General features: G+C 62.2%; 23 protein-coding genes. 6 read left to right on the plus strand and 17 right to left on the minus strand.

The features are described 5' to 3' along the window. Positions 1–3: 3 nt before the first annotated feature. From K3758_RS11620 to K3758_RS11650, 7 genes are all read right to left on the minus strand, one after another. Entirely contained in the window at positions 4–303 is a 300-nt protein-coding gene (locus K3758_RS11620) for a hypothetical protein (protein WP_259945032.1), read from the minus strand. Beyond that, complete coding sequence (locus K3758_RS11625; RefSeq protein WP_120351374.1) at positions 300–566, minus strand: DUF2484 family protein; 267 nt, start codon at positions 564–566, stop codon at positions 300–302. The genes K3758_RS11620 and K3758_RS11625 overlap by 4 nt, the downstream gene beginning before the upstream one ends. Beyond that, positions 563–814 (minus strand): DUF2484 family protein, encoded by a 252-nt coding sequence (locus tag K3758_RS11630; RefSeq protein ID WP_120351375.1) that lies wholly within the window; start codon positions 812–814, stop codon positions 563–565. Before K3758_RS11630 ends, K3758_RS11625 begins: the two co-directional genes overlap by 4 nt. Continuing rightward, positions 811–2,229 (minus strand): UDP-N-acetylmuramate--L-alanine ligase, encoded by a 1,419-nt coding sequence (gene murC, locus K3758_RS11635; protein WP_259945036.1) that lies wholly within the window; start codon positions 2,227–2,229, stop codon positions 811–813. The genes K3758_RS11630 and murC overlap by 4 nt, the downstream gene beginning before the upstream one ends. Then, positions 2,226–3,350 (minus strand): UDP-N-acetylglucosamine--N-acetylmuramyl-(pentapeptide) pyrophosphoryl-undecaprenol N-acetylglucosamine transferase, encoded by a 1,125-nt coding sequence (locus tag K3758_RS11640; RefSeq protein ID WP_259945038.1) that lies wholly within the window; start codon positions 3,348–3,350, stop codon positions 2,226–2,228. Before K3758_RS11640 ends, murC begins: the two co-directional genes overlap by 4 nt. Beyond that, positions 3,350–4,516: a putative lipid II flippase FtsW gene (gene ftsW, locus K3758_RS11645; RefSeq protein WP_067626783.1), complete on the minus strand. Its 1,167-nt coding sequence runs from the start codon at positions 4,514–4,516 to the stop codon at positions 3,350–3,352. The genes K3758_RS11640 and ftsW overlap by 1 nt, the downstream gene beginning before the upstream one ends. Before the next feature lie 185 nt (positions 4,517–4,701). Continuing rightward, positions 4,702–5,229 (minus strand): peroxiredoxin-like family protein, encoded by a 528-nt coding sequence (locus tag K3758_RS11650; protein WP_259945044.1) that lies wholly within the window; start codon positions 5,227–5,229, stop codon positions 4,702–4,704. Between the two features lie 111 nt (positions 5,230–5,340). Between K3758_RS11650 and K3758_RS11655 the strand changes: the two genes are divergently transcribed. Then, positions 5,341–6,516: an NAD(P)/FAD-dependent oxidoreductase gene (locus K3758_RS11655; protein WP_259945046.1), complete on the plus strand. Its 1,176-nt coding sequence runs from the start codon at positions 5,341–5,343 to the stop codon at positions 6,514–6,516. Positions 6,517–6,525: 9 nt separating this feature from the next. Here K3758_RS11655 and murD read toward each other — a convergent pair whose 3' ends face one another. After that, the gene (gene murD, locus K3758_RS11660) at positions 6,526–7,926 is read right to left on the minus strand and encodes a UDP-N-acetylmuramoyl-L-alanine--D-glutamate ligase (RefSeq protein ID WP_259945048.1); all 1,401 of its coding nucleotides are present in this window, start codon (positions 7,924–7,926) and stop codon (positions 6,526–6,528) included. A 74-nt stretch (positions 7,927–8,000) separates the two neighbouring features. Here murD and K3758_RS11665 point away from each other — a divergent pair, with 74 nt between their 5' ends. Further along, complete coding sequence (locus tag K3758_RS11665) at positions 8,001–8,927, plus strand: glutaminase (protein WP_259945050.1); 927 nt, start codon at positions 8,001–8,003, stop codon at positions 8,925–8,927. A 4-nt stretch (positions 8,928–8,931) separates the two neighbouring features. Here K3758_RS11665 and mraY read toward each other — a convergent pair whose 3' ends face one another. Genes mraY through mraZ form a run of 7 tightly spaced genes read right to left on the minus strand, consistent with a single transcriptional unit; the run spans position 8,932 to position 16,631 of the window. Further along, entirely contained in the window at positions 8,932–10,014 is a 1,083-nt protein-coding gene (gene mraY, locus K3758_RS11670) for a phospho-N-acetylmuramoyl-pentapeptide-transferase (protein ID WP_259945052.1), read from the minus strand. A gap of 39 nt (positions 10,015–10,053) precedes the next feature. Further along, on the minus strand, positions 10,054–11,487 hold the full coding sequence (gene murF / locus K3758_RS11675; protein WP_259945054.1) for a UDP-N-acetylmuramoyl-tripeptide--D-alanyl-D-alanine ligase: 1,434 nt from the start codon (positions 11,485–11,487) through the stop codon (positions 10,054–10,056). Further along, positions 11,484–12,965 carry a UDP-N-acetylmuramoyl-L-alanyl-D-glutamate--2,6-diaminopimelate ligase gene (locus K3758_RS11680; protein ID WP_259945056.1) on the minus strand — a complete coding sequence of 494 codons (1,482 nt, stop codon included), beginning with the start codon at positions 12,963–12,965 and terminating at the stop codon, positions 11,484–11,486. The genes murF and K3758_RS11680 overlap by 4 nt, the downstream gene beginning before the upstream one ends. Before the next feature lie 12 nt (positions 12,966–12,977). After that, entirely contained in the window at positions 12,978–14,765 is a 1,788-nt protein-coding gene (locus K3758_RS11685) for a penicillin-binding protein 2 (RefSeq protein ID WP_259945058.1), read from the minus strand. Then, positions 14,762–15,148, minus strand: coding sequence for a cell division protein FtsL (locus K3758_RS11690; RefSeq protein WP_259945061.1), 387 nt, complete (start codon positions 15,146–15,148; stop codon positions 14,762–14,764). The genes K3758_RS11685 and K3758_RS11690 overlap by 4 nt, the downstream gene beginning before the upstream one ends. Before the next feature lie 3 nt (positions 15,149–15,151). Continuing rightward, complete coding sequence (rsmH, locus tag K3758_RS11695) at positions 15,152–16,135, minus strand: 16S rRNA (cytosine(1402)-N(4))-methyltransferase RsmH (protein WP_259945063.1); 984 nt, start codon at positions 16,133–16,135, stop codon at positions 15,152–15,154. Positions 16,136–16,139: 4 nt separating this feature from the next. Next, entirely contained in the window at positions 16,140–16,631 is a 492-nt protein-coding gene (gene mraZ / locus K3758_RS11700; protein WP_259945066.1) for a division/cell wall cluster transcriptional repressor MraZ, read from the minus strand. Positions 16,632–17,407: 776 nt separating this feature from the next. On the opposite strand from mraZ, the gene K3758_RS11705 reads away from it, so the two are divergent. Beyond that, positions 17,408–18,175, plus strand: a complete 768-nt coding sequence (locus tag K3758_RS11705) for a hypothetical protein (protein WP_259945068.1) — start codon at positions 17,408–17,410, stop codon at positions 18,173–18,175. Positions 18,176–18,193: 18 nt separating this feature from the next. Here the strand turns inward: K3758_RS11705 and K3758_RS11710 are convergent, their stop codons facing one another. Further along, on the minus strand, positions 18,194–19,258 hold the full coding sequence (locus K3758_RS11710; RefSeq protein WP_259945070.1) for an Mrp/NBP35 family ATP-binding protein: 1,065 nt from the start codon (positions 19,256–19,258) through the stop codon (positions 18,194–18,196). 602 nt (positions 19,259–19,860) lie between these two features. Between K3758_RS11710 and K3758_RS11715 the strand changes: the two genes are divergently transcribed. Continuing rightward, entirely contained in the window at positions 19,861–20,073 is a 213-nt protein-coding gene (locus K3758_RS11715) for a DUF1127 domain-containing protein (protein ID WP_067262642.1), read from the plus strand. Positions 20,074–20,318: 245 nt separating this feature from the next. Here the strand turns inward: K3758_RS11715 and K3758_RS11720 are convergent, their stop codons facing one another. Further along, positions 20,319–22,736, minus strand: a complete 2,418-nt coding sequence (locus tag K3758_RS11720) for an ATP-dependent helicase (RefSeq protein ID WP_259945077.1) — start codon at positions 22,734–22,736, stop codon at positions 20,319–20,321. A gap of 188 nt (positions 22,737–22,924) precedes the next feature. On the opposite strand from K3758_RS11720, the gene K3758_RS11725 reads away from it, so the two are divergent. Both K3758_RS11725 and K3758_RS11730 read left to right on the plus strand, forming a co-directional pair. Continuing rightward, the gene (locus tag K3758_RS11725; protein WP_259945080.1) at positions 22,925–23,698 is read left to right on the plus strand and encodes a hypothetical protein; all 774 of its coding nucleotides are present in this window, start codon (positions 22,925–22,927) and stop codon (positions 23,696–23,698) included. A gap of 122 nt (positions 23,699–23,820) precedes the next feature. Continuing rightward, positions 23,821–24,969 carry an alpha-hydroxy acid oxidase gene (locus K3758_RS11730; RefSeq protein ID WP_259945083.1) on the plus strand — a complete coding sequence of 383 codons (1,149 nt, stop codon included), beginning with the start codon at positions 23,821–23,823 and terminating at the stop codon, positions 24,967–24,969. Positions 24,970–25,003 lie beyond the last annotated feature (34 nt).

Here is a 25,003-nt window from a genome sequence, read left to right on the forward strand (position 1 = left end):
CCATCAAGAAGACGGCGGTTCGACGCGGCTCTCACGCCAGCGTTTCGCCACCCGCCCGGCCAGCCAGCCCAGACCGAAACCGCCCACCGCATAGAACAGCACCGAAAGCTGCGCCAATAGCGCATGAGGCTCAAACACCCGCGCATCCAGCCCGAAGACCATCCACGATGCGTTAAGCCCAAGGCCAACCGCCAGCACGATAAAGAACCACAACACACGGCCGCGATAACCGGTCCAGAGACAGGCGATCATCCAGATTGCAAAGACGGTCAGCAGCGCGGCAAGGGTCGGCGTCAGGGTCATTCCGCCGGGCCTTTGATCCGCCCTGCCCCTCGGCGCAGCCAGCGGACGAAATAGACCACCGGCCAGCGCAGCACCGAACAGCCCCCCGCCAACACCAGCATGCCCAGCCACGGGCCGTGCTGCGCGGTGACGAAACCGACGATGGGGATGCCCACGGCGATCAGCAGATAGGCGCTGCGCCAGTGGAAATCCTTGCTGGGGGTCATGGCCAGAATATTGGCGATCACAAACCAGAAACAGGCGAGGATGAGAGACAGGCTCATTTCGGCAGCTCCGGTTTTTGGCCGCGCAGCCGCGCCCAGAGATAACGCAGCGGATTGCGGAACATCGACAGGAAAGCCAGCAGGGCCAAGAGCGCAAAGGCCCATGAATGCGTCACACCGATGGCGACGATCAGCACCGGTGCGGCGATCAGCAAGATCACCCCCGGCAGGTATTGAGAGCGCAGCGGCAGCATGGCCACTGTCACGGCGGCGAAGACCCAAAGGATCGACAGCCACACGAGGGTCACGCAGCGGCCTCCTTGGCCGCGCGCAGCGCCTCGGGCAGGTCATTGGCCCAGCCGCTGATCGTACCCGCCCCAAGGCAGACCACCATATCGCCCGGTCGCGCCTCGCGACGGACCAATTGCGTCAGCGCCTCAGCATCCTCGACCGCATAGGCGTGGCGATGCCCGTGCTGGATCAGCCCGGCGACCAGCCCGTCGCGGTCGGCACCGGGGATTGGCTCCTCGCCCGCGGCATAGACATCGGCGATGCCCACTACATCGGCATCGTTGAAACAGGCGCAGAATTCGTCGAAGTGATGGCTCAGGCGCGAGTAGCGGTGCGGCTGGTGCACGGCAATTACCCGCCCCTTGCTGGCCTGCCGCGCGGCTTTGAGGACGGCGCTAATCTCAACCGGGTGGTGGCCATAGTCGTCGATGATGGTGACCCCGTCCACTTCGCCCACCCGGGTAAAGCGGCGATTCACCCCGCCAAAACTGCCCAAAGCCGCGCGGATCTCTTCCAGCTTCATCCCAAGGTGCCGCGCCACGGTCACCGCCGCCAGCGCGTTCGAGACGTTGTGATCGCCCGGCATTGGCAGGGCGCAGTCTTCGATGACCATGCCTTCGGATTGTAGATGCACCTCGAAATGCGCCACGCCGTCTTTGTAATGCAGCCCCACCGCCCGCACATCGGCCTGCGCGTTGAACCCATAGGTCATGACGCGGCGGTCGGTCAGCTTGCCCACCAGTGACTGCACTTCAGGGTGATCGGTGCAGCAGACCGCCAGCCCATAGAAGGGGATGTTGGAGACGAAGTTCAAAAACCCCTGCCGCAGCGTGTCGAAGTCGCCCCAATGCTCCATATGCTCGGGGTCGATGTTGGTGACGATGGCGATGGTTGCGGGCAGCCGGTTGAAGGTGCCGTCGCTCTCATCGGCCTCAACCACCATCCATTCGCCCTGCCCCATCCGCGCGTTGGAGCCATAGGCGTGGATGATGCCGCCGTTTACCACAGTGGGGTCAATGCCCCCCGCAACCAGCAGTTCGGCCACCAGCGTTGTGGTGGTGGTTTTGCCATGCGTTCCCGCCACGGCGATGTTGGACTTAAGCCGCATAAGCTCGGCCAGCATCTCGGCCCGGCGCACGACGGGCAGGCCACGGCGACGGGCCTCGTCCAATTCTGCGTTGCCCGGCTTGATCGCCGAAGAGATCACGATCACCGCCGCCCCTTCGATATTCTCAGCCGCTTGGCCTTCAAAGATGCGCCCGCCCAACTCAGCCAGCCGCACGGTGATTTTGGTGGTTTTCAGGTCAGACCCCTGCACCTTGTAGCCGTGGTTCAACAACACCTCGGCGATGCCAGACATGCCGATGCCGCCGATGCCGACGAAATGGATCGGGCCGACATCGGTCGGCAGTTTGGTGGCGGCGGCGTTCATTGGGGGTTTTCCTCTTCTGCGGGGGCCAGCGTGCCTTGGGCGGCAAGCTGTTCGACCATATCTGCCAGTGTCTCGGCCGCGTCGGGTTTGCCGACCGACAGCGCGGCCCGCGCCATCTGCAACGCCCCATCGGGCATCTCGAGCACCGCGAGGATTTGGTCGGTCATGATTTCGGGGTTTGCCTTGCGTTCGGGCACCATGATCGCGGCCCCGGCATCAACCAGACCGCGGGCATTGGCGCTTTGGTGATCACCTGCCGCAGCGGCAAAGGGGATCAGGATCGACGGCCGCCCGATCACCGACAAATCCGCCACGCTGGAGGCACCCGAGCGGCTGATCACCAGTTGCGCTTCGGACATGCGGCGGGGCACATCGTCAAAGAAGGGGCGCACATCGGCGCTGATGCCAGACTCGGCATAGTAGTCTGCCACCCGCTGGCCGTCTTCGTCGCGGGCCTGATGGCTGACGCGGATGTTGCGGATCATGTTCATCGGCAAAGCGGCCAGCGCGGGCGGCACTACGTCAGACAGGATGCGCGCGCCTTGGCTGCCGCCCATCACCAAGACTTCCATCGGATAATCCCCCGGCGGGATATAGGCGGCCCCGGCACGGTCCAACACGGCGGCGCGCACAGGGTTGCCCACATGCCAGCCCTGCACGCCCTCGGGCAGTTTCGTGGGCCAGATGCCGCAGGCGACGGCGTGCACCCGCTTGGCAAAAATCTCGTTCACCCGGCCCAGAATGCCGTTTTGCTCATGGATCATTCGCGGCATCCGCAGCGCCCATGCAGCGCCAAGCGCGGGGATCGACGGATAGCCACCAAAGCCCACCACGGCCGAAGGCCGGTCGCGCAGCATATTCAACCCCGAGCGGACCACACCAGCCGCGATGCGGAACGGCACCAGCGCCTTGGCCACCACGCCGCCCCGGGCGAAAGTGGCGCTGCTGATCTGGCTGATCTCAACCGCTTCGGGAAAGCCGCTGGTATAGCGCGCGCCGCGGGCGTCGGTGCTAAGCTTCACCCGCCAGCCGCGTTTCAGCATCACCTCGGCTAAAGCCTGCGCGGGAAACATATGCCCACCGGTCCCCCCGGCGGCGATGATCAGCAGTGGGGCGGCCATCAGCGGCGACCCCGGCCCAGAATGTCACTGATCTCACCCTGCGGGCGCGAGCGGGTAAAAGCGAGGAGCATGCCCACGGCAATGCCGCTGGCGATCACCGAAGAGCCACCATAGCTCACGAAGGGCAAGGTCATGCCTTTGGCGGGCAAAAGCCGCACTGCCACACCCATGTTGATCATCGCCTGTACTCCGAATGTGCAGGCCAGCCCGGTTCCGGCCAGCCGGATGAAGGGGTCACGCTCGCGCACCAAACGCAGCAGCGAACGGACGACCACAACAGTATATAGGGCGATAATGCAGACGACCATGATAAGGCCGTATTCCTCGGCGGCGACGGCGATGATAAAATCGGTATGCGCGTCGGGCAGCGACCATTTCACCTCGCCCTCGCCCACCCCCACACCAAACAGCCCGCCCTCACGGATGGCATTGGTGGCATAGCCAAGCTGGGTTGTCGGATCGACATCAACACTGAGAAAGCCGTCGATACGCCGCGCGAAGTGTTCGGAGTTGGAGTAGGCAAAGGTGCCCGCCAGAACGACGAGCCCTGCCATGCCGACCAGCAACACCATCGGCGCGCCGGCCACGAAATACATCACGCCCCAGCCAAAGAGCACAAGACAGGCCTGCCCAAAGTCGGGCTGCATCGCCAGCATCAGCACGATGGAGATACACAGCGCAAAAGACCAAGACTTACCCGGAGGGCCGTTGATCTCGGTCGCGGCGGCCATCATCCATGCGGCGGCCACCATGAAACCGGGTTTCAGAAATTCAGACGGCTGGAACGAGGCGAACCCCAGCGAATACCAGCGTGTCGCCCCTTTGCCAAAGTCGGTGCCGAAAAAGGGCAGCAGCGCCAGCGCCACGAATGAAAGAACAAACCCCAGCACCGCCAAGCGCCGCACCAGCGTCGGCGACATCATCGAGGTCAGCAGCATCGCCACCAGCGCCAATCCGCCAAAGAACGCCTGCCGCTGCACATAGTGAAAGGCATCAAAGCCGTTTTTCGCCGCCAAGGGCGGTGAGGCAGCGAGCCCCAAAAGCATGCCGACAGCAAACAGGATCAACACGCAGGACAAAGCCCAGCGGTCGACCGTACGCCACCATTTTGGAAGGATCGGTTCACCATCCCGTACCGGGACCGCGCCATAGACCATCTCTGTCATGGGTATCTGCCTTAACTGCCTCAACGGCCCCTTTGCGGGGTCTCATCCGGGCAGAATAGCCCGAATTGTTATATGAAGCTAGTGCATTTCACCCCGCAAAGGCAGGCAGGGCAAGCGGGGCCGTGCAAGGCCCCGCCGACGGGCAGTGTGGCCGCCCTTTCAGGTCGTCGCCTGTGGTCGCCCTATCAGGCGGCCTTGTGGGTGCCGCGTACCGGGTAGCCTTTGTCGCGAACGAACTTGAGGCCGTTCAACAGCCCCTCCAACTCGGGCCGCGCGAAGGGCGCGTTAGAGATGTCCACGATCTGCAGCTTGCCTTCGTCGTTGATGACAAAGGTGGCTGGTTCGGCGAAGGGCCGGTCAGTCTCCTGCGGGCTGCGCGGGTCAGAGATGTAAAGGCCAAGTTCGGCCATCTGTTCGAGGCTCAGATCATAGCCGATGGGCAGGGTCAGGCTGTCTTCTTCGGCCATGGATTTGGCCTTTTCCTCGGGGTCGCCCGAAACGGCGATCACATCCACACCGATCTCATGAAACTGGCTTTGCAGCTTTTCCAACTGGGCGAGGTACTTTTTGCAGATCGGGCAGTGCAGCCCGCGGTAGACCACCACCAGCTGCCAGTCGCGCCCCTCTTGCGGTTGGCCCAAGGTCAGCGTGCCGCCGCCGAGTTTGGCCACATCCATCTTCGGGAAATCCTGTTCTGCGGTCAATTTGGTCATTCTCTGCTCCTGTTCAAATTGCGTCTTGCCTCCAGCTATGCCGTCAGCGTGAACGGACAACCACTCTCACGTCTTCTTGACCGGGCCTTCGCATTCGGGCAGAGCGCGCCCATGCAAGTCGATACAGCCATCATTGGAGCCGGAGCCGCTGGCATGATGTGCGCGGCCCACACGGGCGGGCGCGTGCAGGTGGTGGACCATGCCAAAGCGCCGGGCGAGAAAATTCGCATCTCGGGCGGCGGGCGGTGCAATTTCACCAATATGTATTGCGAGCCGCAGGCGTTTCTCAGCCAGAACCCGCATTTCGCCAAATCCGCACTGGCGCGCTATACCCAGTGGGATTTCATCGAACTGGTCGATCGCCACGGCATCGCGTGGCATGAGAAAACGCTGGGCCAACTCTTCTGCGACACCAGCGCGAAAGAGATCATCGCCATGCTGCGTGGGTTGATGCAAAAGGCCGGGGTGGATCTGCAATTGCAAAGCAGCGCCAGCAATTTTGAGAAGGTCGATGGGCACTTTACCTTCGACCTGCAAACGCCTGATAAGACAGTGAAAGTCACCGCGCACAATCTTGTGATCGCAACGGGCGGCAAGTCGATCCCCAAGATGGGCGCGACCGGCATCGCCTATGACATCGCGCGTCAGTTCGGCCTGAAGGTGACCGATACGCGCGCCGGTCTGGTGCCTTTCACCTTTGCCGAAGGCCGCTTTGCGCCGCTGGCCGGTGTGGCGACCCCTGCGCGCATCACTGCCGGGACCACTGGCTTTGACGAGGCCCTGCTCTTCACCCACCGTGGCCTGTCTGGGCCCGCGGTTTTGCAGGCGTCGTCTTACTGGCAAGAGGGCGCGCCGATCATGGTGAACCTCGCCCCCGAAGGCACTCTGTTGGACGCTCTGCGCGATCAAAGGCAGCTTGCGGGGCGGCGGAACTTTACCACGATCCTCGCGCAGCACCTGCCCTCGCGCTTGGTGGACTATTTAGGCCAAGAGTTTGACCTCTCGGGCAACTTGGCGGATTGGTCCGACGCGCGGCTGACCACCTTCGTCGAAGCGTTGCAGAACTGGCAATTGCACCCCGGCGGCACCGAAGGCTATCGCACGGCTGAGGTCACTTTAGGCGGTGTGGATACCGATGCGCTCTCGTCTAAAACCATGGCGGCGAAGGACGTACCCGGTCTCTATTTCATCGGCGAAGCGGTGGACGTGACCGGCTGGCTGGGCGGGTATAACTTCCAGTGGGCATGGTCCTCGGGCATGGCCGCAGCGCGGGCGATTGGCGGCTAGGCGCGCGGGTTACTCCGAGAGTACCTTTTGCACCTGCGCCACGAAATCCTCACCGCGCCGTTCGAAATTGTCATATTGATCGAAACTCGCCGCAGCCGGGGCGAGCAGGACGACATCGCCCTCCTCCGCCTCTGCCGCAGCCCGCGCCACGGCTTTTTCCATCGTGCCGCAGACTTCGGCTTCGGTCGTCAATTGCATGGCGAAATGCGCGGCCTCGCGGCCGATGACATAGGCTTTGCGCACCGCGCCTTGGGCCTCTGCCAACCCTTTTAGCCCGCCCTCTTTCTCCAACCCGCCGCAGATCCAGCGGATGTTGCGGAAAGCGGCCAGCGCTTTGGCCGCGCTGTCGACATTGGTGGCTTTGCTGTCGTTGACATAGCGCACGCCATTCGCCTCGGCCACGGTCTGTGAACGGTGCGGCAGGCCGCCGAAACTGTGGAACGCCGCCTCGATCACGCGCGGGGCGAGGCCAAGCGCGCGGCAGGCCGCATAGGCGGCACAGGCGTTTTGATGGTTATGCGCACCCGGCAGCCCCTGAATGCTGCGCAGATCGATCGAGCCGACCTGTTTGCCACGGCGGTATTCGCTCAAGAACCCTTTTTTGGCAAAGACCTGCCAACCGGGGCCAGAGAGTTTGGTCTCCGCACTGATGCGGATCACCCGGTCATCGCTTGGTCCCTCGCTCATTTGCCCGGCGAGGAAACGGCCCTCGGCCTCGTCCACTCCGATCACCGCGCGGTCTGGCCCGCCTTCTGAGAACAGCCGACGTTTCGCCGCGTAGTAGCCGCCCATGCCCGCGTGGCGGTCCAGATGATCGGGGCTGAGATTGGTAAAGACCGCCACATCCGGCGTTAGCGCGCGGGCAAGTTCGGTTTGATAGCTGCTGAGTTCCAGCACCACGACCTCGCCGTCCACGGCAGGGTCGAGGTCCAAGACCCCGCGCCCGATGTTGCCCGCCAGTTGGCAGGGGCGCCCAACATGCTCCAGAATATGATGGATCAACGCGGAGGTGGTGGATTTGCCGTTCGACCCGGTCACGGCCACGACGCGGGGCGCCACGTCATAGTGATCCCACGCCAACGTGGCGAAGCTTTGGAAAAACAGGCCGATGTCATTGTCCACCGGCACGCCTGCGTCGAGGGCAGCGGCAACCACCGGGTTCGGCGCGGGGTAGAGATGCGGAATGCCGGGGCTGACGATCAGCCGGGTGATCTTGTCGAGCGCGCCGGGGGTGTTAAGGTCAACACAGGCAAACCCCTCCCGCTCGGCCCGTGCGCGTGCTGCCGGGTCATCGTCCCAACAGCTGACCTTGGCCCCGCCCGCCTGCAACGCGCGTGCCGCACTCAGGCCCGAGCGGCCCAATCCCAGCACCGCCACGCGTGCGCCTTCCAAGCCCTGTACTGGAATCATCTGCAATCCCCTGATACCCGTTGACCCCAGAATGGGGGCATGATGCGCTCATCACAAGCCAGAGGTCGCCAAAGATGTCCAGCCCCGCGAAACCCGACCTAAGCGATGTGTTGCCGCGCCTCAATGACATGATGCGCGAAGACGACCATTGGGGGGATGTGGCGGCCTATATTCCGCAACTGGCTACGGTGGACCCAGCACAATTCGGCATCGCGGTGGTGACGGCGGATGGCCAAAGCCATGTGGCGGGCGATACGCAGGTGCCCTTTTCGGTGCAGTCGATCACCAAGGTGTTCACGCTCGCCATCGCCCTTGGCCGGTCGGGCGACCAGCTTTGGCACCGCGTGGGGCGCGAGCCTTCGGGGCGGGCGTTCAACTCCATCGTGCAGTTGGAGCAAGAACAGGGCCGCCCGCGCAATCCGTTCATCAACGCTGGCGCGATTGTTACCACTGACGAGGTTCTGGGCAACCGCGAGCCGCGCGAAGCACTGGCCGAGATCATGCGCTTCGTGCGGGAAGCTGCGGGCACAGATGACATCCACATCAACGACACCGTCGCCGCATCAGAGACCGATTTCGGCCACCGCAATTTCGCGCTGGCGCATTTTCTAAAATCCTACGGCAACCTCATCAACGCGCCGGAGCGGACGCTTGGCACCTATTTCCACCACTGCGCAATGGAGATGACGGTACAGCAGCTTGCCATGGCGGGGCGCTTCCTGATCGAAGCGCCGGAGGTGCCGCGCTTGGTCGCGCCGAGCCGCATTCGGCGGCTCAACGCGCTGATGCTGACCTGTGGACATTACGATGGGTCGGGCGATTTTGCCTACCGCGTGGGTCTGCCGGGCAAATCCGGCGTGGGCGGCGGCATTCTGGCCATCGTCCCGGGGCGGGCCAGCATCGCGGTCTGGTCACCGGGGCTGAACCGTTATGGCAACAGCCAAAAGGGCACCGAAGCACTGGCCCTTTTGGCGCGTCACATGGATTGGTCGATCTTCTAGGCGCTTAGCGCACCTTGAGCGTCGCCAGCCCCAGCAGGGCGAGGATCAGCGAGATGATCCAGAAGCGGATCACGATCTGCGGCTCGGCCCAGCCCTTTTTCTCATAGTGGTGGTGAATCGGCGCCATCAGGAAGACCCGTTTGCCTGTGCGTTTGAAGTAGAGCACCTGCACGATGACCGACAGAGCCTCGACCACGAAAAGCCCGCCGACGACCGCCAGCACCAGCTCGTGTTTCGTGGCCACGGCAATCGCACCCAAAGCGCCGCCAAGCGCCAGCGAGCCGGTGTCGCCCATAAAAACGGCGGCGGGCGGCGCGTTGTACCACAGGAACCCGAGGCCGCCGCCGAAGAGACCGGCGGTGAAGATCAGGATTTCCCCCGTGCCCGGCACGTAATGCACATCAAGGTAATCGGTGAAGTCGACCCGGCCCACGGCATAGGCAATGACGCCAAGCGCGCCAGCGGCGATCATTACCGGCATGATGGCCAAACCATCCAGCCCGTCGGTAAGGTTCACCGCATTGGCCGAGCCGACGATGACGATGATCGCGAAGGGCACAAACAGCACGCCGAGGTTGATCAGCGTGTCTTTGAAGACCGGCAGGGCAAGTTGGTACTGCAACTCTGTCGGATGGTATTGCGCGGCCCAGTAGCCGGCGATGCCCGCGATAAGAAAGCCTAGCAAAAGCCGCACCTTACCCGGCACGCCATCGGTGTTTTGCTTGCTGACCTTGGCGTGGTCGTCGGCATAGCCGATGGCGGCAAAGCTCATCGTGACGAAAAGCACCAGCCAGACGAAAGGATTGTCGAGCCGCGCCCAAAGCAGGGTCGAGGTCAACAAGGCCCCCACGATCAGCAGCCCGCCCATGGTGGGGGTGCCCGCCTTGGCGAAGTGCCCCTCGGGGCCGTCATCGCGGATCGGCTGGCCCTTGCCCTGCCGCTTGCGCAGCACTTCGATCAGCGGTTTGCCGAAGATAAAGCCAAATACCAATGCCGTCAGAAACGCCCCGCCCGCGCGGAAGGTGATATAGCGAAACAGGTTAAAGAAATCGCCGCCGTCCGACAGCAGCGTCAACCAATAGAGCATATATCGCGTCCTAACTCATCATGTGGGGTGAATCGCCGATCAGGCGGTCGGGACCGGATGGCCCATTTTGCGGATGGCGTCAACAATACCGCCCAGCTTCATCGAAAGCGACCCTTTGATCAGCACGACATCGCCGGAATCGAGCCGACTGCGGAGACCTTGCAACATCTCTTCGGCGGTTTCCGTCCAATCGCCACGTTGGTGTTCGGGCAGGTTGTCGTAAAAGGCTTTCATCAGCGGGCCGACGCAATGCACCACGTCGAGCGCGCGGGTAGCCTCCAGATCGGCCAGGCCTGCGTGCAGCGCCACCGCCTCGGGGCCGAGTTCTTTCATATCACCGACAAAAGCGATCCGCCGCCCCTTGCTGACGCGCCCGATGTCATGGGTCACTTCCGAGGCCGCCAGCACCTCTAGCGCCGCCGCCATGGAGGTCGGGTTGGCGTTATAGCTGTCGTCGATCAACTCCAACGCCAGATAGATATCCACGGGGTCCAGCTGAATGCGCTCGCGCACCCCGCGTCCGGCATAGGGCGACCAGCGGCCCAGCGATTGCACCGCCAGCGCGCGATCCGCGCCAAGCGCCTCGGCCAGTGCCAGTGCGCCGAGCGCGTTCATGGCAAAGTGCCGTCCCGGCGTGGCGATTTTATATAGCAGCGGCGCGCCTTCGACCTCGGCTTGGGCCACGGTGGCATCGCCCTGCACCTTGACCTCGCCCAGCGTGTAATAATGCCCCTTCTGGCCGAAGGTCGTCTCTCGCAGGCCCCGATCCACGGCTTTGGACAATACGATATCGCTGTGCGCGTGGTCGGCGTTGATCACCGCCACGCCGCCCGGTTCCATGCCGTCAAAGATGCTGGCCTTTTCCACCGCGATGGCAGCGACATCCTTAAAGGCTTCGAGGTGCACGGCGGCAACATTGGTCACCATCGCCCCGTCGGGCCGCGCCTGTTTGGCGAGCGGTGCAATCTCTCCGGGGTGGTTCATGCCGATCTCGATCACCGCGTAATCGGTATCGCGCGGCATCCGCGCTAAGGTCAGCGGCACGCCCCAGTGGTTGTTGTAGCTGTCGACGCTGGCATGGGCCCGGCCCTGATCGCCAAAGATCGCCAGCAGCATTTCCTTTGTCGAGGTCTTGCCGACGCTGCCGGTCACCGCCGCCACCTTGGCCTGCGGGCCAAGCCGTGCACGCCCTGCCCGGCCAAGTGCTTCAAGCGCTGTTTGCACATCATCGACGATCAAAAGCGGCGCATCTGTCGCCACGCCTTCGGGAATATGGGTCACGAGCGCCGCTGCCGCGCCATTTTCAAGCGCTTGTGCCACGAATTCATGTCCGTCCCGCGCGGCCTTGAGGGCCACGAAGAGATCGCCGGGCTGCAAGGTCCGCGTGTCAATTGACACACCGTTGCAGGCCCAATCGCCCTGCGCGCGGCCCCCCGTGGCTTCCGCTGCTTCTGTCGCTGTCCAAACGCTCATGCCAGTCTCCCGTCCAGTGCCGCCACGGCCACGCTGGCCTGTTCCACGTCGTCAAAGGGCAGCACGTCGTCACCCACAGTCTGCCCGGTTTCATGGCCTTTGCCCGCGATCAGCAGCGCGTCGCCCGGCTCCAGCGCGTCAACGCCGCGCAGGATTGCTTCGGCGCGGTCGCCGACCTCCATCGCATCGGGCGCGCCTTCAAGTACCGCGGCACGGATGCTGGCCGGGTCTTCGCTGCGCGGGTTGTCGTCGGTCACGATCACCATGTCTGCATTCTCTGCCGCTGCCTGCCCCATCAAGGGGCGCTTGGCCCGGTCTCGGTCCCCGCCCGCGCCCACGATGGCAACGAGCCGTCCCATGACATGCGGGCGCATGGCAGCGAGGGCCGTGGCCACGGCATCGGGCGTATGGGCGTAATCGACAAACACCGCCGCGCCGTTGTCGCGGGTGGCGGCAAGCTGCATCCGGCCTCGGACAGTGGTGAGATGCGGCAGCGTGTCGAAAACCTCTTGCGCATCAGCACCGCAGGCGATCACCAACCCGGCGGCCAGCAACACGTTATCCCCTTGAAAGCCGCCGATCAGGTTGAGCCGTTTTTGGTAGGTCTTGCCGCGCCATGTGAAGCGCAGGTCTTGTCCGGTTGCGTCGAAACGCTGACCTTGCAAATGCAGATCGCCCCCGTCCCGGCCCACGGTGATGACTTCACAGCCCCGCGCGCGGGCGATGGCAGCGATGTCGACGCCTTTTTCGTCGTCAATATTGACCACTGCGGTGCCATCTTCGGGCAAGACGCGGGCGAAAAGCGCGGCCTTTGCGGCGAAATAGGCCTCGAATGTTTCGTGATAATCAAGGTGGTCTTGGGTGAAGTTGGTGAACCCCGCCGCCTTGAGCGTCACCCCGTCCAAACGGCGCTGGTCAAGCCCGTGGCTCGATGCCTCCATTGCCGCGTGGGTGATGCCGTTCTGTGCGGCCTCGGCCAGCGTGCGGTGCAGGGTGATCGGCTCGGGCGTGGTATGCGCCAGCGGGGCGGCCCATGCGCCCTCGACCCCGGTGGTGCCAAGATTCACGGCAGGCAATCCCATCTCAACCCAAATCTGGCGCACAAAGGTCGAGACCGAGGTTTTGCCGTTGGTGCCGGTCACGGCGATCATCGTGGCGGGCTGGCCGCCGAACCACAGGGCTGCCGTGCGTGCCAGCGCCTCACGCGGGGAGTCGGAGACCACCAGTGCGGCGTCAGAGCCCGCCAATTCCTCGGCGGCGAGTTTGGCCCCTGCCGCGTCGGTCAGCACCGCCGCCGCGCCCATCCGCAGGGCATATTGAATGAACTCTGCCCCATGCACGCGGCTGCCCGGCATGGCGGCGAAAAGCGTGCCTTCGCGGACCTCGCGGCTGTCGACCGCGATCCCGGTGATCATAGGATTGGTCCCCGCCCGCGCGGTCAGCCCGAGGGAGGAAAGGGGTACGGCCCGGTCGGTCATAGAGATGTCTTTTCAGTTGCTGCTGGTCAGCGTTAGCACAGCGTTGTTCACCGGTTCAACAGCCGGGCGCAGGCCCAGCAATGGTGCGATGCGGCGGACCATCTCGGCGGCCACGGGCACGGCTGTCCAACCCGCCGTGCGGCGCGGTTTCGGGCCAGAGGTTTCCACCGGTTCGTCCAAGGTGACGATCAGCACATATTTGGGATTATCAATCGGGAAGATGCTGGCGAATGTGTTGATCACCTTGTCCTCATAATAGCCACCAGTTGGCTTGGGCTTGTCCGCCGTGCCAGTCTTGCCCGCGATCTGATAGCCGGGCACTTCGGCAAAGCTCGCCGTGCCATCGGTGACGACCTTGCGCAGCATATTGCGGGCCTGTGCTGCGGTCTCTTCTGACATGACGCGGGGGCCGAGTTGGGGGGCGGATTGTTTCAGCAGCGTGGGCTTCACCACGCGCCCGCCGTTGGCGATGGCTGCATAGCCCGCGGCAAGGTGCATCGGCGTGCTCGACAGGCCGTGACCATAGGAGATCGTGACGCTCGACAATTCGGTCCAGCGGCTTGGGAGCAGAGGCTTCCCGCCAGAAGCTTCAACGATCTCGAAGGGGGTTGGTTCAAAGAAACCGAGGCTTTTGAGGAACTCTTGCTGCCGCTCGATCCCGATTTCCAGCGCCATGCGGCCTGTGCCCCGGTTCGAGGAATGCACGATGATATCGGCGACGCTTAGCTTGCCGTAGTTCTTGTTGCGGAATTCACCGATGCGGAAGCCGCCAACCTTCATCGGGCCGGAGGTGTCGATGATTGTGTCGGCGTTGAACAGGCCCAACTCCACCGCCTGAGCCGCCGCAAAGATTTTGAAGGTCGAGCCGAGCTCGTAAACCCCCTGCACCGATCGGTTGAACAGCGGGCTGTCAGACGCATCCCCTTGGGTCAGGGGACGTGGGCGGTTGTTGGGATCGAAATCAGGCAGCGAGGCGACCGAGATCACTTCGCCGGTATGCACATCCATCAGAATGCTGGTGGCACCCTTGGCGTTCATCAATTTCATGCCGCCGTAGAGCACCCGTTCCGATGCCGCCTGCACGGTAAGGTCAAGCGACAGCTCCAGCGGTTTCGCGCCATTGGCCGGATCGCGCAGATAGTCATCGAAATACTTCTCGGCCCCCGCGACGCCGATCACCTCAGCGGCGTGGACGCCTTCCTTGCCATAGCTCGCCCCGCCGAGCACATGCGCCGCCAGCGAGCCGTTGGGATAAAGGCGCATGTCGCGCGGCGCAAAAAGTAGGCCCGGATCGCCGATGTCATGCACGGCCTGCATTTGCTCTGGACTGATTTTCTTTTTAATCCACAGGAACTTACGCTTGCCTGTGAAGTCCTTGATCAGACGCTCTTCTTTCAGGTCGGGAAAGATCTTGACCAGCTTTTTCGCGGCCACTTCGGGGTCGATCAGATGGCGTGGCTGCGCATAGAGCGCGTGGGTCTCAAAGTTCGTCGCTAGCAGGTTGCCGTTGCGGTCGGTGATATCCGCGCGCGAGGCCGAGATCACGGCCCCCGGCGCATGGCCGCGCGGCTCGGAAGGCTCGGACATCGCCAGCAGACCCATGCGCCCGCCGATGACGGTGAAAGCACAAAGGAAACAGACGCCCAGCACCAAAAGCCGCCCCTCGGCACGCATCCGGGCCTTATCGCGCATTTGCTCATGGCGGATGCGCTTGTTCTCACGCTCAATCGCATCGGGGTTTTCACCCTTTTCGCGGGCGTCGAGGATACGGGCAAGTGGTCGAAGCGGGGTGCGGATCATTCAACGTCCTCCTCGGACTCATCCGCGCCGGTAAGCGCGTCGTAATTCATGGTCGAGACATCCACAGGATCGGTGATCGGCAGCAGTTCGGACGGCGGCTGCGGATAGGCCACCTGATCGACCTGACCGAATTGGCCGGGATGCAGTGGCAACAGGCCGAGGCGGTCAAAGTTTAGATCGGCCAGATCGCGCAGCCGGTCAGGGCGGTTTTGGAACGCCCATTCGGCGCGCAGCACCGCCAAACGAGCATGGGCGGCGCGGATATTGGCATGTAGCCTGTCGGCATCGCTCAGCGCCTGCTGGGTCGCGTAATTCTCGCGGTATGCCCAGAAGGCCAGTCCAACCACGGCAATGGTGGTGAGGATATACATCACCGTGCGCATCTCTCAGATCCCCCTGACCATCGGCATGCCGATGGATTTCGCGTCAATCTCGCCACTGGGCGCATCGGTGCGTGTGGCCACCCGCAGTTTGGCCGAACGGCTGCGCGGGTTTACGTCCAATTCCTGCGCGTCAGGCCCGATTGCCTTGCGGGATTTCAGTGTAAACTGCGGCGGCGCCTGTTCAAGCGCCGGGGCAAAACGGTTGGCATTGCCCCCGGCCCCTGCCCGCGCGGTGAGGAAGCGCTTGACCATGCGGTCCTCGACCGAATGAAAGGTCACCACCGCCAGTTTCCCGCCCGGCTTTAGCGCGCGCTCTGCGGCCATAAGCCCCTGAAACAGCTCGCCATATTCATTGTTCACCGCGATGCGCAACGCTTGGAAACTGCGCGTGGCGGGATGGCTCTGACCGGGCTTGGAACGTGGCAGGCAGCCTTCGACCAGTTTGGCCAATTCCAATGTGGTGGTGATCGGCGCGTCTTCTCGGGCGCGGACAATCGCCTTGGCGATCCGGCGGGAGGCGCGTTCTTCACCATATTGAAACAGGATGTTGGCGATGATCTCTTCTTCAGCCTCATTGACCAGATCAGCCGCCGAGGGGCCGTCTTGGCTCATCCGCATGTCGAGCGGGCCATCCTTCATAAAGGAGAACCCACGCTCGGCCTGATCAAGCTGCATCGAAGAAACGCCGAGGTCCAGCACCACCCCATCAAGGTCTTGGGCATATTCATCCATGCGCGAGAAGACGCCCTGCTGCATGGTGATGCGGTCGCCGTAGTCGCCCGCCCATTCTGCCGCCATCTCAAAGGCCAGCGGGTCACGGTCGACTGCGATCACACGCGCGGCCCCGGCTTCCAGAAAGCCACGGGTGTAGCCGCCCGCACCAAAGGTACCGTCAAGCCAGACCCCTTCCACGGGCGCCACGGCGTTTAGAATAGGACGCAGCAGAACGGGTGTGTGAGGGGCGGAAGGGTCAGAGGCAGCAACCATTCCGTCAGACCTCCATGTCACCATCAAGGAACGAGAGCGGGTCGACATCGTCGGGCAGTTCTTGCTGCCAAGATTCTTCCTCGGTCTCGTAGGTTTCGGGCTTCCAAATCTGGAAGGTGTCACCGGCGGCGATAAAGAACGCCTCGCCGTTGAGTTCGATCTTGTTGCGCAGCTTGGCGGGCAGCACCAAGCGGCCTGTCTCATCTACCGTGGTCGGGAAAGACTGGCCGTGGAACAGACGCTGAAGCGCCTTACGCTGCATGGAGCCACGCGGCATGCGGTCGATCTTGGCGTCAACCTCTTCGATGGCTTCCATGGTGTAGCATTCAAGGTAGTTGCGGCGGTGGTCGCCATAGACGATGACCAGTTCGGGATTGTCGCCGTTCTTCCAGTTCGGGTCGCCAGCCTCCAACACACGCCGAAAAGAGGCTGGGATAGACACCCGCCCCTTCGTATCGACCTTGTGGTGGCTTTCGCCTCTGAACCTGCGGCTCACTTGTTGTCCCTGCCTCTTGCGCCTTTGCGCTTAAACTCGTTATTCGCCTCAATCCCCTGCCCCGGAAATGGAAACGGCGGGTTGATCTGCTGCCACTGATCAACCCGCCGCCCACGTCCCGCAGCTTGGCGGGGGAAGTCCGACTGCGCGCGCCACCTGGGGGGATGTCTGCTCGCTCGCGCGCCGGATCTCTTTGGTCTGATGAAAGCGAGGTGCCTGTATGAAACCTGCTAGGTTTTGATTTATTTTGGGGTCGTTTGCTGCCCCGTGTCCCGTTCTCATCCGATGCATTAGGGATGCCATGGGAATTGATGGGCGTCTACATTTTTTTTGGAATTCCGCCCAATATTTTGTTTTGCACAGGCTGTGAGAACAACATCTGGTATAACTTTTCCCTCGTACCATGGCTTAATTTGGGATCATTTAAGCCTCAAACACAATATCTTGTTAACGAATTGACGGCTGCACAATATCCCACAGTTTCCCACTAAAATTTGCACACATAGTTATCCACAGGACGTGTTCGTTGCCTGTTCCGCAGAAACTGTATGAGGGCTTCGGAATGCAGGTCAATTCCCCTGCCCGCGAATCGGCAGAACCCGCCAATAGCGCAAGGCGCGCCCATAATTTCCCAGACTTCCCATGCATTCCCGCGACTTTCCCCATGACGTCCCAGCCGCCCATGCTTTCCCAGCCCTACGCCTCCCTTAACCGACTGCATCTTGCCCTTTCGGCCCACCCACGCCATGTAATGCCGCAAAATGAGGGAGTGCATCATGATCCAAGCCACGGCTCTATTCACCCACGCGCTGAACATGCTATTTCACGCGCCCTCCACCACGCTCCGGGTGATCCTGCCCGCGGTGCTTTGGGTGATGGGCGCTGCCGCCGTGGCGGGTGTGCTGGCCGGAGATGCGCTTGGGGCGATGGATCAGGTGATCGACAACGCCGCGCCGCCGCCCACGGATCAACTTTTGATCCTGATCGCCTGCGGTGTGGCCGGCATCCTTGGCTATGCGCTGATGGCCATTCTCTGGCACCGCTATGTATTGCTTGGCCATGGCGGGGCCGACCTGCGCCCCGGCGCGCGTCTGTTCGGGGCCTATGTCTGGCGCGCCATCGTTCTGGGCTTCGTCCAGTTTCTTGCGGCACTTCCCATTGGCCTCGCCATGCTGCTTTTGGGCGGGCTGACCGGGTCGAACCCTGCGGCGCTGCTCTTGATCGGCCTTGCGGCAGGCGTGGCCTTCCTATGGTTGGCGCTGCGGCTCAGCCTGGTATTGCCCGCCGCAGCCTTGGGGCACGTTATGTCAGTGCGTGAAAGCTGGCGCGCGACGGAGCCGCTGGCAGGCACGCTCTGGGCGCTGGCCGTATTGCTGGCGGTGGTGAATACGTTGCTGGGCGTGATCGCAAGCATGCTGCCGCCCGCCGACCTCGGCCTGCGGCTGATGCTGGATTCAGCGATCTACCTTATAGAGGGGCTGGTTTTCGTCTCGATGTTGACGACGCTCTATGGTCATCTGGTCGAAGGGCGCGAGCTGGGGTAACCGCCCGCGCCCCTCGTTTCAGGCCATACCGCCGTTGATCAGACCCCGCGCAAGACGCGCATAGGCGTCGGCCATCGGCCCTTCGCCTGCGGCGATCGGCGTGCCGTTATCCCCCGCCAGACGGGTATCCAGATCAATCGGCAGGCTGCCCAGCAGCGGCACTCCCATTTTGTCGGCCTCTGCCGCGACGCCGCCATGGCCAAAGATCTCATGCTGAGAACCGCAATCGGGGCAGACGAATGTCGACATATTCTCGATCAGCCCCAGCACGGGGGTTTTCAGCGTCGCGAACATGTCCAGCGCCTTGCGCGCGTCGATCAGGGCCACATCCTGCGGTGTGCTGACCACGATCGCACCCGACAACTCGGACTTGGTGCAGAGCGTCAGCTGCACGTCACCCGTACCGGGCGGCAGATCGACAAGCAGCACGTCAAGCTCGCCCCATTCCACCTGCCCCAGCATCTGCTGCAACGCGCCCATCAGCATCGGCCCGCGCCAGACCACGGCCTTGCCCTCTTCCAACATGAAACCAATCGACATCATGGTCACGCCATGGGCCTGCAGCGGAATGATCGTTTTGCCGTCGGGGCTGGCAGGGCGTTTATTCACCCCCATCATGCGCGGCTGGCTGGGACCGTATATATCTGCGTCAAGCAGACCCACCTTGCGACCCGCCCTCGCCAGCGCCACCGCGAGGTTGGAACTGACGGTTGATTTCCCGACCCCACCCTTGCCCGAGCCGATGGCAAGGATGCGCTTCACGCCACTGGGCTTCATCGGCCCCTCTTGCGGCTTGGGGTGCCCACCAACCTTGAGACTGGGCGCTTTCGGGGCGGGGCCATGGGCGGTCAGGGCGACCGATACATCACCTACCCCGGGCAAATCACGCACCACCTGCTCTGCGGCGTCACGCAGGGGGGCCATCTGACGCGCGACATCAGCGTTGGGCGCTTCGATGACGAATCGCACCTTATCGCCTTCGATCACAAGCGCGCGGACCAGATCATGGGACAACAGGCTTTTCCCGTCGGGCAGTTGCACCCGCGCCAGCGCCGCTTCGACTTCTGCTTTGGTCACAGACATGCGCAAATTCTCCTCTATTACGGCTTCTGAAATGGCAGGTTCTGCGCCAAGCGCAAGGGGACGGCCATTTTTGCATAGGGATGAGGCGGAATGCCCAAGGATTACGCAGGGGTACCATGTTTTCGCCGCATAGCAGCATTGCAAAAAGAAATATTGTGCACTCGCAGCAATTAGCGCTAACTTAGGTTCATAGGCAGGGCCAAGCGCCCCGCTTTCGGAAAGACCAGACACATTCATCCTCCTCCCGAATGTGTCTGATTTGACCAAGACTTGGATGCATCCCTCCTCCTCCCGGATGCAGCTGAGTTTGGAAAGACCAGACGCCTCCATCCTCCTCCCGGATGTGTCTGTAATTGGCGGCGACATCTACCTCCTCCCAGATGTCGTCGCCCCCTTTCCCCACTCCACCCCCATATGACAGTTTTATGACGTTGCGCCGTTTCGCCGCAGGATCAAAACCGTTTTGAATCAATAAGTTGCGCCGCTCCAAACCTATGCGATTTCTGCATAGCGGCATTGACTTTATGCCCGTTGTGCAAATGCAGAAAGAGCGTAAATAGCACGCAACGAGATGATTAACCGATGAAAAAAGAGGCGCCGAAATGGCTTACATGAACACAACAACCGCAAACACAACTTCCGTCTTCGCTCGTATCGGCGGCGCATTCGAAGCACTGGCAACCCGCTACAAACAGCACCGTCTGTACCGTGAAACTTTCGACGGTCTGAGCGCGTTGAGCAACCGCGAACTGGCCGACCTTGGTCTGAGCCGTTCCGAACTGCGCCGTGTCGCATGGGAATCTTCCCGCGGCTAAGCAGAGGTAGAGATCGGACGTCAGAACCCCTCCCTGTTCTGCCGTCTGAAAGCCGGGGTGCGCGTCACCTTCCTCCTCCCTGAATGAGGCGGACCCCGCAAGGAGACCCGAAGCCGACCCTCCCTCGACGCTTCGGGCCGACATAGAAACGGCGGCACCTTCCTCCCAAGGTGTCGTCGTTTTTGTTTTTAAGGCCTTGTTTAGGCGGGCTTTTGACAGCCCCGCCTTCGCGGTACGACGGCGCGTCAGAACGGCACGTCGTTACCACCGGTCAGGAAACGCGACACGACCTTCTTGGTCCCGGCCTTTTCAAAAGCGACTTCCATCTTGTCGCCCTCCATACCGACCACCACGCCATAGCCGAATTTATCGTGGAAAACGCGCTCGCCCATTTCAAAGGCGGCGACCGCCTGCATGTCGATCGTGACATTTCGGCTTTCGCGCGGCTGGCTGGTGCCCCGCGCCCCACTGCGCGATTGCAGGCGTTTCCACCCCGGAGAATTATAGACATTCGCGCTTGCCGCGCGGTCATGCAGGTCGGATTGCGGCATCGCGGCGCCGAAACCACCGCCGTAAAGCCCCGGCGGGGTCAGCACATCCACATGCTCTTCGGGCAGCTCATCAATAAAACGGGACGGCATCGCGTTTTGCCACTGACCAAAGACCCGGCGATTGGCAGCGAAAGAGATCGTACAAATCTGCTCGGCGCGGGTGATGCCAACATAGGCCAGCCGACGCTCTTCTTCGAGCCCCTTTAACCCGCTTTCGTCCATCGAGCGCTGCGAGGGGAACAATCCATCCTCCCAACCTGGCAGGAAAACCATAGGGAATTCCAGCCCCTTGGCCGCATGAAGCGTCATGATCGAGACCTTCTCTCCGTCGCCTTCCTGTTCATTGTCCATGATCAGACTGACATGTTCGAGGAAGCCTTGCAGGTTTTCGAAACCTTCCAGCGCTTTCACAAGCTCTTTGAGGTTCTCCAGCCGCCCCGGCGCTTCGGGCGTTTTGTCATTCTGCCACATGCCGGTATAGCCGCTTTCGTCGAGAATCATTTCGGCCAGTTCGACATGAGAGACCTCGGGCGGGCCGTAATCCACCCTCAACGGCGCCGCGCCATCGTCAAGCACCGAGTCGTCTTCGCTGATCTCGATCCGCGGGCCTTGCAGCATCGACGACCAACGGTCGATTCCGTCGATCAACAGCCGCAGTTGCGCCGCCCCTTTGCCGCCGATCCCCCAATGCGCCAAAAGGATTCGCGCCCCCTCGACAAGGTTCACCCCATGTTCGCGCGCGGTGCGCTGGATTTTCTGCTGGGCTTTTTCACCCAGACCGCGTTTTGGCGTGTTCACGATCCGCTCAAAGGCCAGATCATCGTCGGGGCTGGTGACCACGCGGAAATAGGCCATAGCATCACGGATTTCCAACCGCTCATAGAATCGGGGGCCACCGATCACCTTGTAAGGCAGGCCGATGGTCAGAAATCGGTCTTCAAAGGCACGCATCTGGTGGCTTGCCCGAACCAGAATCGCCATGTCATCCAGCGAGAATGGGTCGAGCCCTCGTGTGCCAAGCTGCGCGGATTCGATCTCATCCCCGATCCAGCGCGCCTCTTCCTCACCATCCCAATGGCCGATCAGGCGTACTTTCTCGCCCTCGGTCTCCTCGGTCCACAGGGTCTTGCCCAACCGCCCCTCATTACCCGCGATCACGCCAGACGCGGCGGCCAAAATATGCGGGGTCGAGCGGTAATTCTGCTCGAGCTTCACCACATGGGCGCCGGGGAAATCCGTCTCGAACCGCAGGATGTTGCCCACCTCGGCCCCGCGCCAGCCATAGATCGACTGGTCGTCGTCACCGACGCAACAAATATTCTTGTGCCCCTGCGCCAGCAGCCGCAGCCAAAGATATTGGGCCACGTTGGTATCCTGATATTCGTCGACGAGAATGTATTTGAACCAGCGCTGATACTGAGCCAGCACATCCGGGTGTGCCTGAAAGATCGTCACCATATGTAACAGCAGATCGCCGAAGTCGGTGGCGTTCAGCTCAACCAGACGTCGTTGATATTGCGCGTAAATCTCCGGCCCACGGTGGTTATAGGCCCCGGCGTCCGCGCTTGGAATCTTATCGGGGGTCAGGGCGCGGTTCTTCCAGCCGTCGATGATCCCCGCCAGCATCCGCGCGGGCCAGCGTTTGTCGTCGATCCCCTCTGCGGCGACCAACTGCTTGAGCAAACGCAGCTGGTCATCCGTATCAAGGATCGTGAAATTGCTTTTCAGCCCCACCAATTCCGCATGGCGCCGCAGCAGCTTGACGCAGATCGCGTGGAACGTGCCAAGCCACGGCATCCCCTCCACCTGCTGGCCCAGCATCTGACCCACGCGGTTCTTCATCTCTCGCGCGGCCTTGTTGGTGAAGGTGACCGCCAAAACCTCATGCGGTCGCGCGCGCCCGGTGTTGAGCAGATGCACGATTCGCGCCGTCAGCGCCCGCGTTTTACCGGTGCCCGCCCCGGCAAGCATCAACACAGGGCCATCCAATGTCTCCACCGCAGCACGCTGGGCGGGGTTCAACCCCTCCAGATAAGGCTGCGGGCGCGCAGCCATGGCGCGGGCGGACAGGGAAGCGCCCTCAAAGGCGTCCATTTCGTCAAAATCACTCATGCCCACAATCTAGCGCGTCCGCGATACGAGATAAAGAGACGTTCCACAAATGTTCTTTCGAAAGACTATTAGGCGCCATGGTGCGGGGGCGCAATGACAAGGAATTTCAAATGCAGGGCAAATCTTTACCCGTTGATAATGCTTTGGCGGCAATGTGATGGCACAACGACAAACGAGAGGAACCGCTCATGTTCAGAAACGATGATACTTCGGTACTGCGCCGAGAGATTGACCGGTTCAAGCTGCCGATGTTCATTGCGGAATTGAACGCCGACAGCGGGCACTTCGAACTTCTTGCCCTCAACACCGCCCATGAGGCGCACAGCGGCATGGTGATGGATGAGGTGATAAACCGCCCCCTGCACAGTTTAATGCCCTATGAAGAGGCTGAGGCGGTGAATGAACGCTATGCGCGCTGCGTCTCAAACGCCGGTCAAATCCGCTACCGTGAGATGCTGCATATGCCGCGTGGGCCGCTGATCTGGGACACCACGCTGCATCATGTCCAGTCTTACCGCGGTCTTGATCGGGTTGTGGGCAGCGCCATTGTCGTTGAACGGGTGCAACGGGATAACCGCGACACCCTCGCTTTTGAGGATGTGCGCTATTTCGCGGCGACCTCTTCGTTCAAACTCGAACAAATTTCCACGGTGCTAGATGCCGCTGAAAAAGGGCTGATCGACCCGGCGAAACTCACCGGATCGGCGGGGATGCTGGCCGGGCTTTGCCGCGCCATCGACAGCACAATGCAAGAGCTCCGCTCGATCGCGCAGGAACGTCTGGATGCCGAGGCGACCCCGACCGTGCATTTGATCGATATGGATGGTGACACCAACAGCGACAGCGACGAAATCGAAGCGGCCATCGCAGCACTTGTGGATATGGCCGACAACCTACCCACCGCGCCGAACCGTCAGATCAGCGAAGCAGCACCGCTTGCCCGGTCAACTTTCCGCCAGTAACCCGGCGGGCGGAAAACAGCGCTGCACGCGCAGCGCCCTTACGCCGACGGCAGGGCGCCGGCTCGATCTCCGCGCTTCTTCTCTATCTGGACAATCCGTAACCCTTTGGCGCAAATGCCGCCATGGACCTACATGCAACCTATCCCGCCCTTTCGGACCTTCGCAGTCGCGCGCAATCGCGCCTGCCTAAATTCGTTTGGGAATACCTTGATTCCGCAACCGGGACGGAGGCCACCAAACACCGCAACCGCGCGGCCTTGGACCGTGTCGGGCTTATGCCATCGGTGTTGCACGGTGAATTCACACCTGATCTCAGCGTTGAGCTGATGGGCCAAAAGCTGCCCCTGCCCTTCGGCATGTCCCCCTTGGGCATGTCCGGCCTGATCTGGCCCGATGCCGAAGCCCACCTTGCCCGCGCGGCGGATCGGGCGGGCATTCCCTTTGGCCTTTCCACCGTTGCCGCCACAAGCCCCGAAGATATTGCACCCCATCTGGGCGCGCATGGTTGGTTCCAACTCTACCCCCCGCGGGACCCCGAGATTCGCACCGACATGCTGGCCCGCGCCAAGGCCGCGGGTTTTACCACACTCGTCCTTACCGTCGATGTTCCGGTTGCCTCGCGCCGTGAGCGGCAGACCCGATCTGGCTTGACCAGCCCGCCCAAGCTTACCCCCCGCCTGATGGCACAGGTGGCGATGCGGCCCGCCTGGGCCATGGGCATGGCGCGGCGTGGTCTGCCCCATATGAAGATGCTCGACAAATATACCGAAGGCACGGCCAGCGCGAACCTGCCGCCAACCGCCCATGTCGGCTATCTGCTGCGCACCGCGCCCGATTGGGACTATCTGCACTGGCTGCGCGCCCATTGGGATGGCCCGCTGGTGATCAAAGGTGTCTTGCGCCCAGAAGATGCGACCGCCCTAGAGAAAGCCGGCGCGGATGCGATCTGGGTCTCGAACCACGCGGGCCGTCAGTTCGACGCCGCCCCCGCCAGCGCCGAGGCGCTGCCCGCCATTCGCGCGGCCACGAAATTGCCGGTGATCTTTGACAGCGGCGTGGAATCGGGGCTCGACATTCTGCGCGCCTTCGCGCTCGGCGCGGATTTCGTCATGCTTGGCCGGGCTTTCCACTTTGCCCTCGCGGCGCTTGGACCGCGCGGGGTTGATCACCTGATCGATCTGCTCGCGCGCGATCTTACTGCCAATATGGGGCAGTTGGGCGCAGGCACCCTGCGCGACCTGCCCGCCCCCTTCGATCTCTCGCCGCTCTGATCGGAAAGCTTGCAGAAATGTGACAAAGACTGCC

The sequence above is a fragment of the Sulfitobacter sp. W002 genome (genome assembly GCF_025142135.1).
Lineage (GTDB): Bacteria > Pseudomonadota > Alphaproteobacteria > Rhodobacterales > Rhodobacteraceae > Sulfitobacter > Sulfitobacter profundi.

Bases quoted from the DNA above. Each gene is read 5' to 3' on its own strand.
- K3758_RS11680 (WP_259945056.1), bottom strand. From the start codon at position 12,965: ATGACCGACCGGGCCGTACCCCTTTCCTCCCTCGGGCTGACCGCGCGG.
- K3758_RS11705 (WP_259945068.1), top strand. From the start codon at position 17,408: ATGATCCAAGCCACGGCTCTATTCACCCACGCGCTGAACATGCTATTT.
- K3758_RS11625 (WP_120351374.1), bottom strand. From the start codon at position 566: ATGAGCCTGTCTCTCATCCTCGCCTGTTTCTGGTTTGTGATCGCCAAT.
- K3758_RS11650 (WP_259945044.1), bottom strand. From the start codon at position 5,229: ATGACCAAATTGACCGCAGAACAGGATTTCCCGAAGATGGATGTGGCC.
- rsmH (WP_259945063.1), bottom strand. From the start codon at position 16,135: ATGGTTGCTGCCTCTGACCCTTCCGCCCCTCACACACCCGTTCTGCTG.
- K3758_RS11725 (WP_259945080.1), top strand. From the start codon at position 22,925: ATGTTCAGAAACGATGATACTTCGGTACTGCGCCGAGAGATTGACCGG.
- K3758_RS11655 (WP_259945046.1), top strand. From the start codon at position 5,341: ATGCAAGTCGATACAGCCATCATTGGAGCCGGAGCCGCTGGCATGATG.
- mraY (WP_259945052.1), bottom strand. From the start codon at position 10,014: ATGCTCTATTGGTTGACGCTGCTGTCGGACGGCGGCGATTTCTTTAAC.
- K3758_RS11685 (WP_259945058.1), bottom strand. From the start codon at position 14,765: ATGATCCGCACCCCGCTTCGACCACTTGCCCGTATCCTCGACGCCCGC.
- K3758_RS11665 (WP_259945050.1), top strand. From the start codon at position 8,001: ATGTCCAGCCCCGCGAAACCCGACCTAAGCGATGTGTTGCCGCGCCTC.
- murC (WP_259945036.1), bottom strand. From the start codon at position 2,229: ATGAACGCCGCCGCCACCAAACTGCCGACCGATGTCGGCCCGATCCAT.
- K3758_RS11730 (WP_259945083.1), top strand. From the start codon at position 23,821: ATGGACCTACATGCAACCTATCCCGCCCTTTCGGACCTTCGCAGTCGC.
- K3758_RS11710 (WP_259945070.1), bottom strand. From the start codon at position 19,258: ATGTCTGTGACCAAAGCAGAAGTCGAAGCGGCGCTGGCGCGGGTGCAA.
- K3758_RS11620 (WP_259945032.1), bottom strand. From the start codon at position 303: ATGACCCTGACGCCGACCCTTGCCGCGCTGCTGACCGTCTTTGCAATC.
- K3758_RS11720 (WP_259945077.1), bottom strand. From the start codon at position 22,736: ATGAGTGATTTTGACGAAATGGACGCCTTTGAGGGCGCTTCCCTGTCC.
- K3758_RS11640 (WP_259945038.1), bottom strand. From the start codon at position 3,350: ATGGCCGCCCCACTGCTGATCATCGCCGCCGGGGGGACCGGTGGGCAT.
- murD (WP_259945048.1), bottom strand. From the start codon at position 7,926: ATGATTCCAGTACAGGGCTTGGAAGGCGCACGCGTGGCGGTGCTGGGA.
- ftsW (WP_067626783.1), bottom strand. From the start codon at position 4,516: ATGACAGAGATGGTCTATGGCGCGGTCCCGGTACGGGATGGTGAACCG.
- K3758_RS11715 (WP_067262642.1), top strand. From the start codon at position 19,861: ATGGCTTACATGAACACAACAACCGCAAACACAACTTCCGTCTTCGCT.
- murF (WP_259945054.1), bottom strand. From the start codon at position 11,487: ATGAGCGTTTGGACAGCGACAGAAGCAGCGGAAGCCACGGGGGGCCGC.
- K3758_RS11690 (WP_259945061.1), bottom strand. From the start codon at position 15,148: ATGCGCACGGTGATGTATATCCTCACCACCATTGCCGTGGTTGGACTG.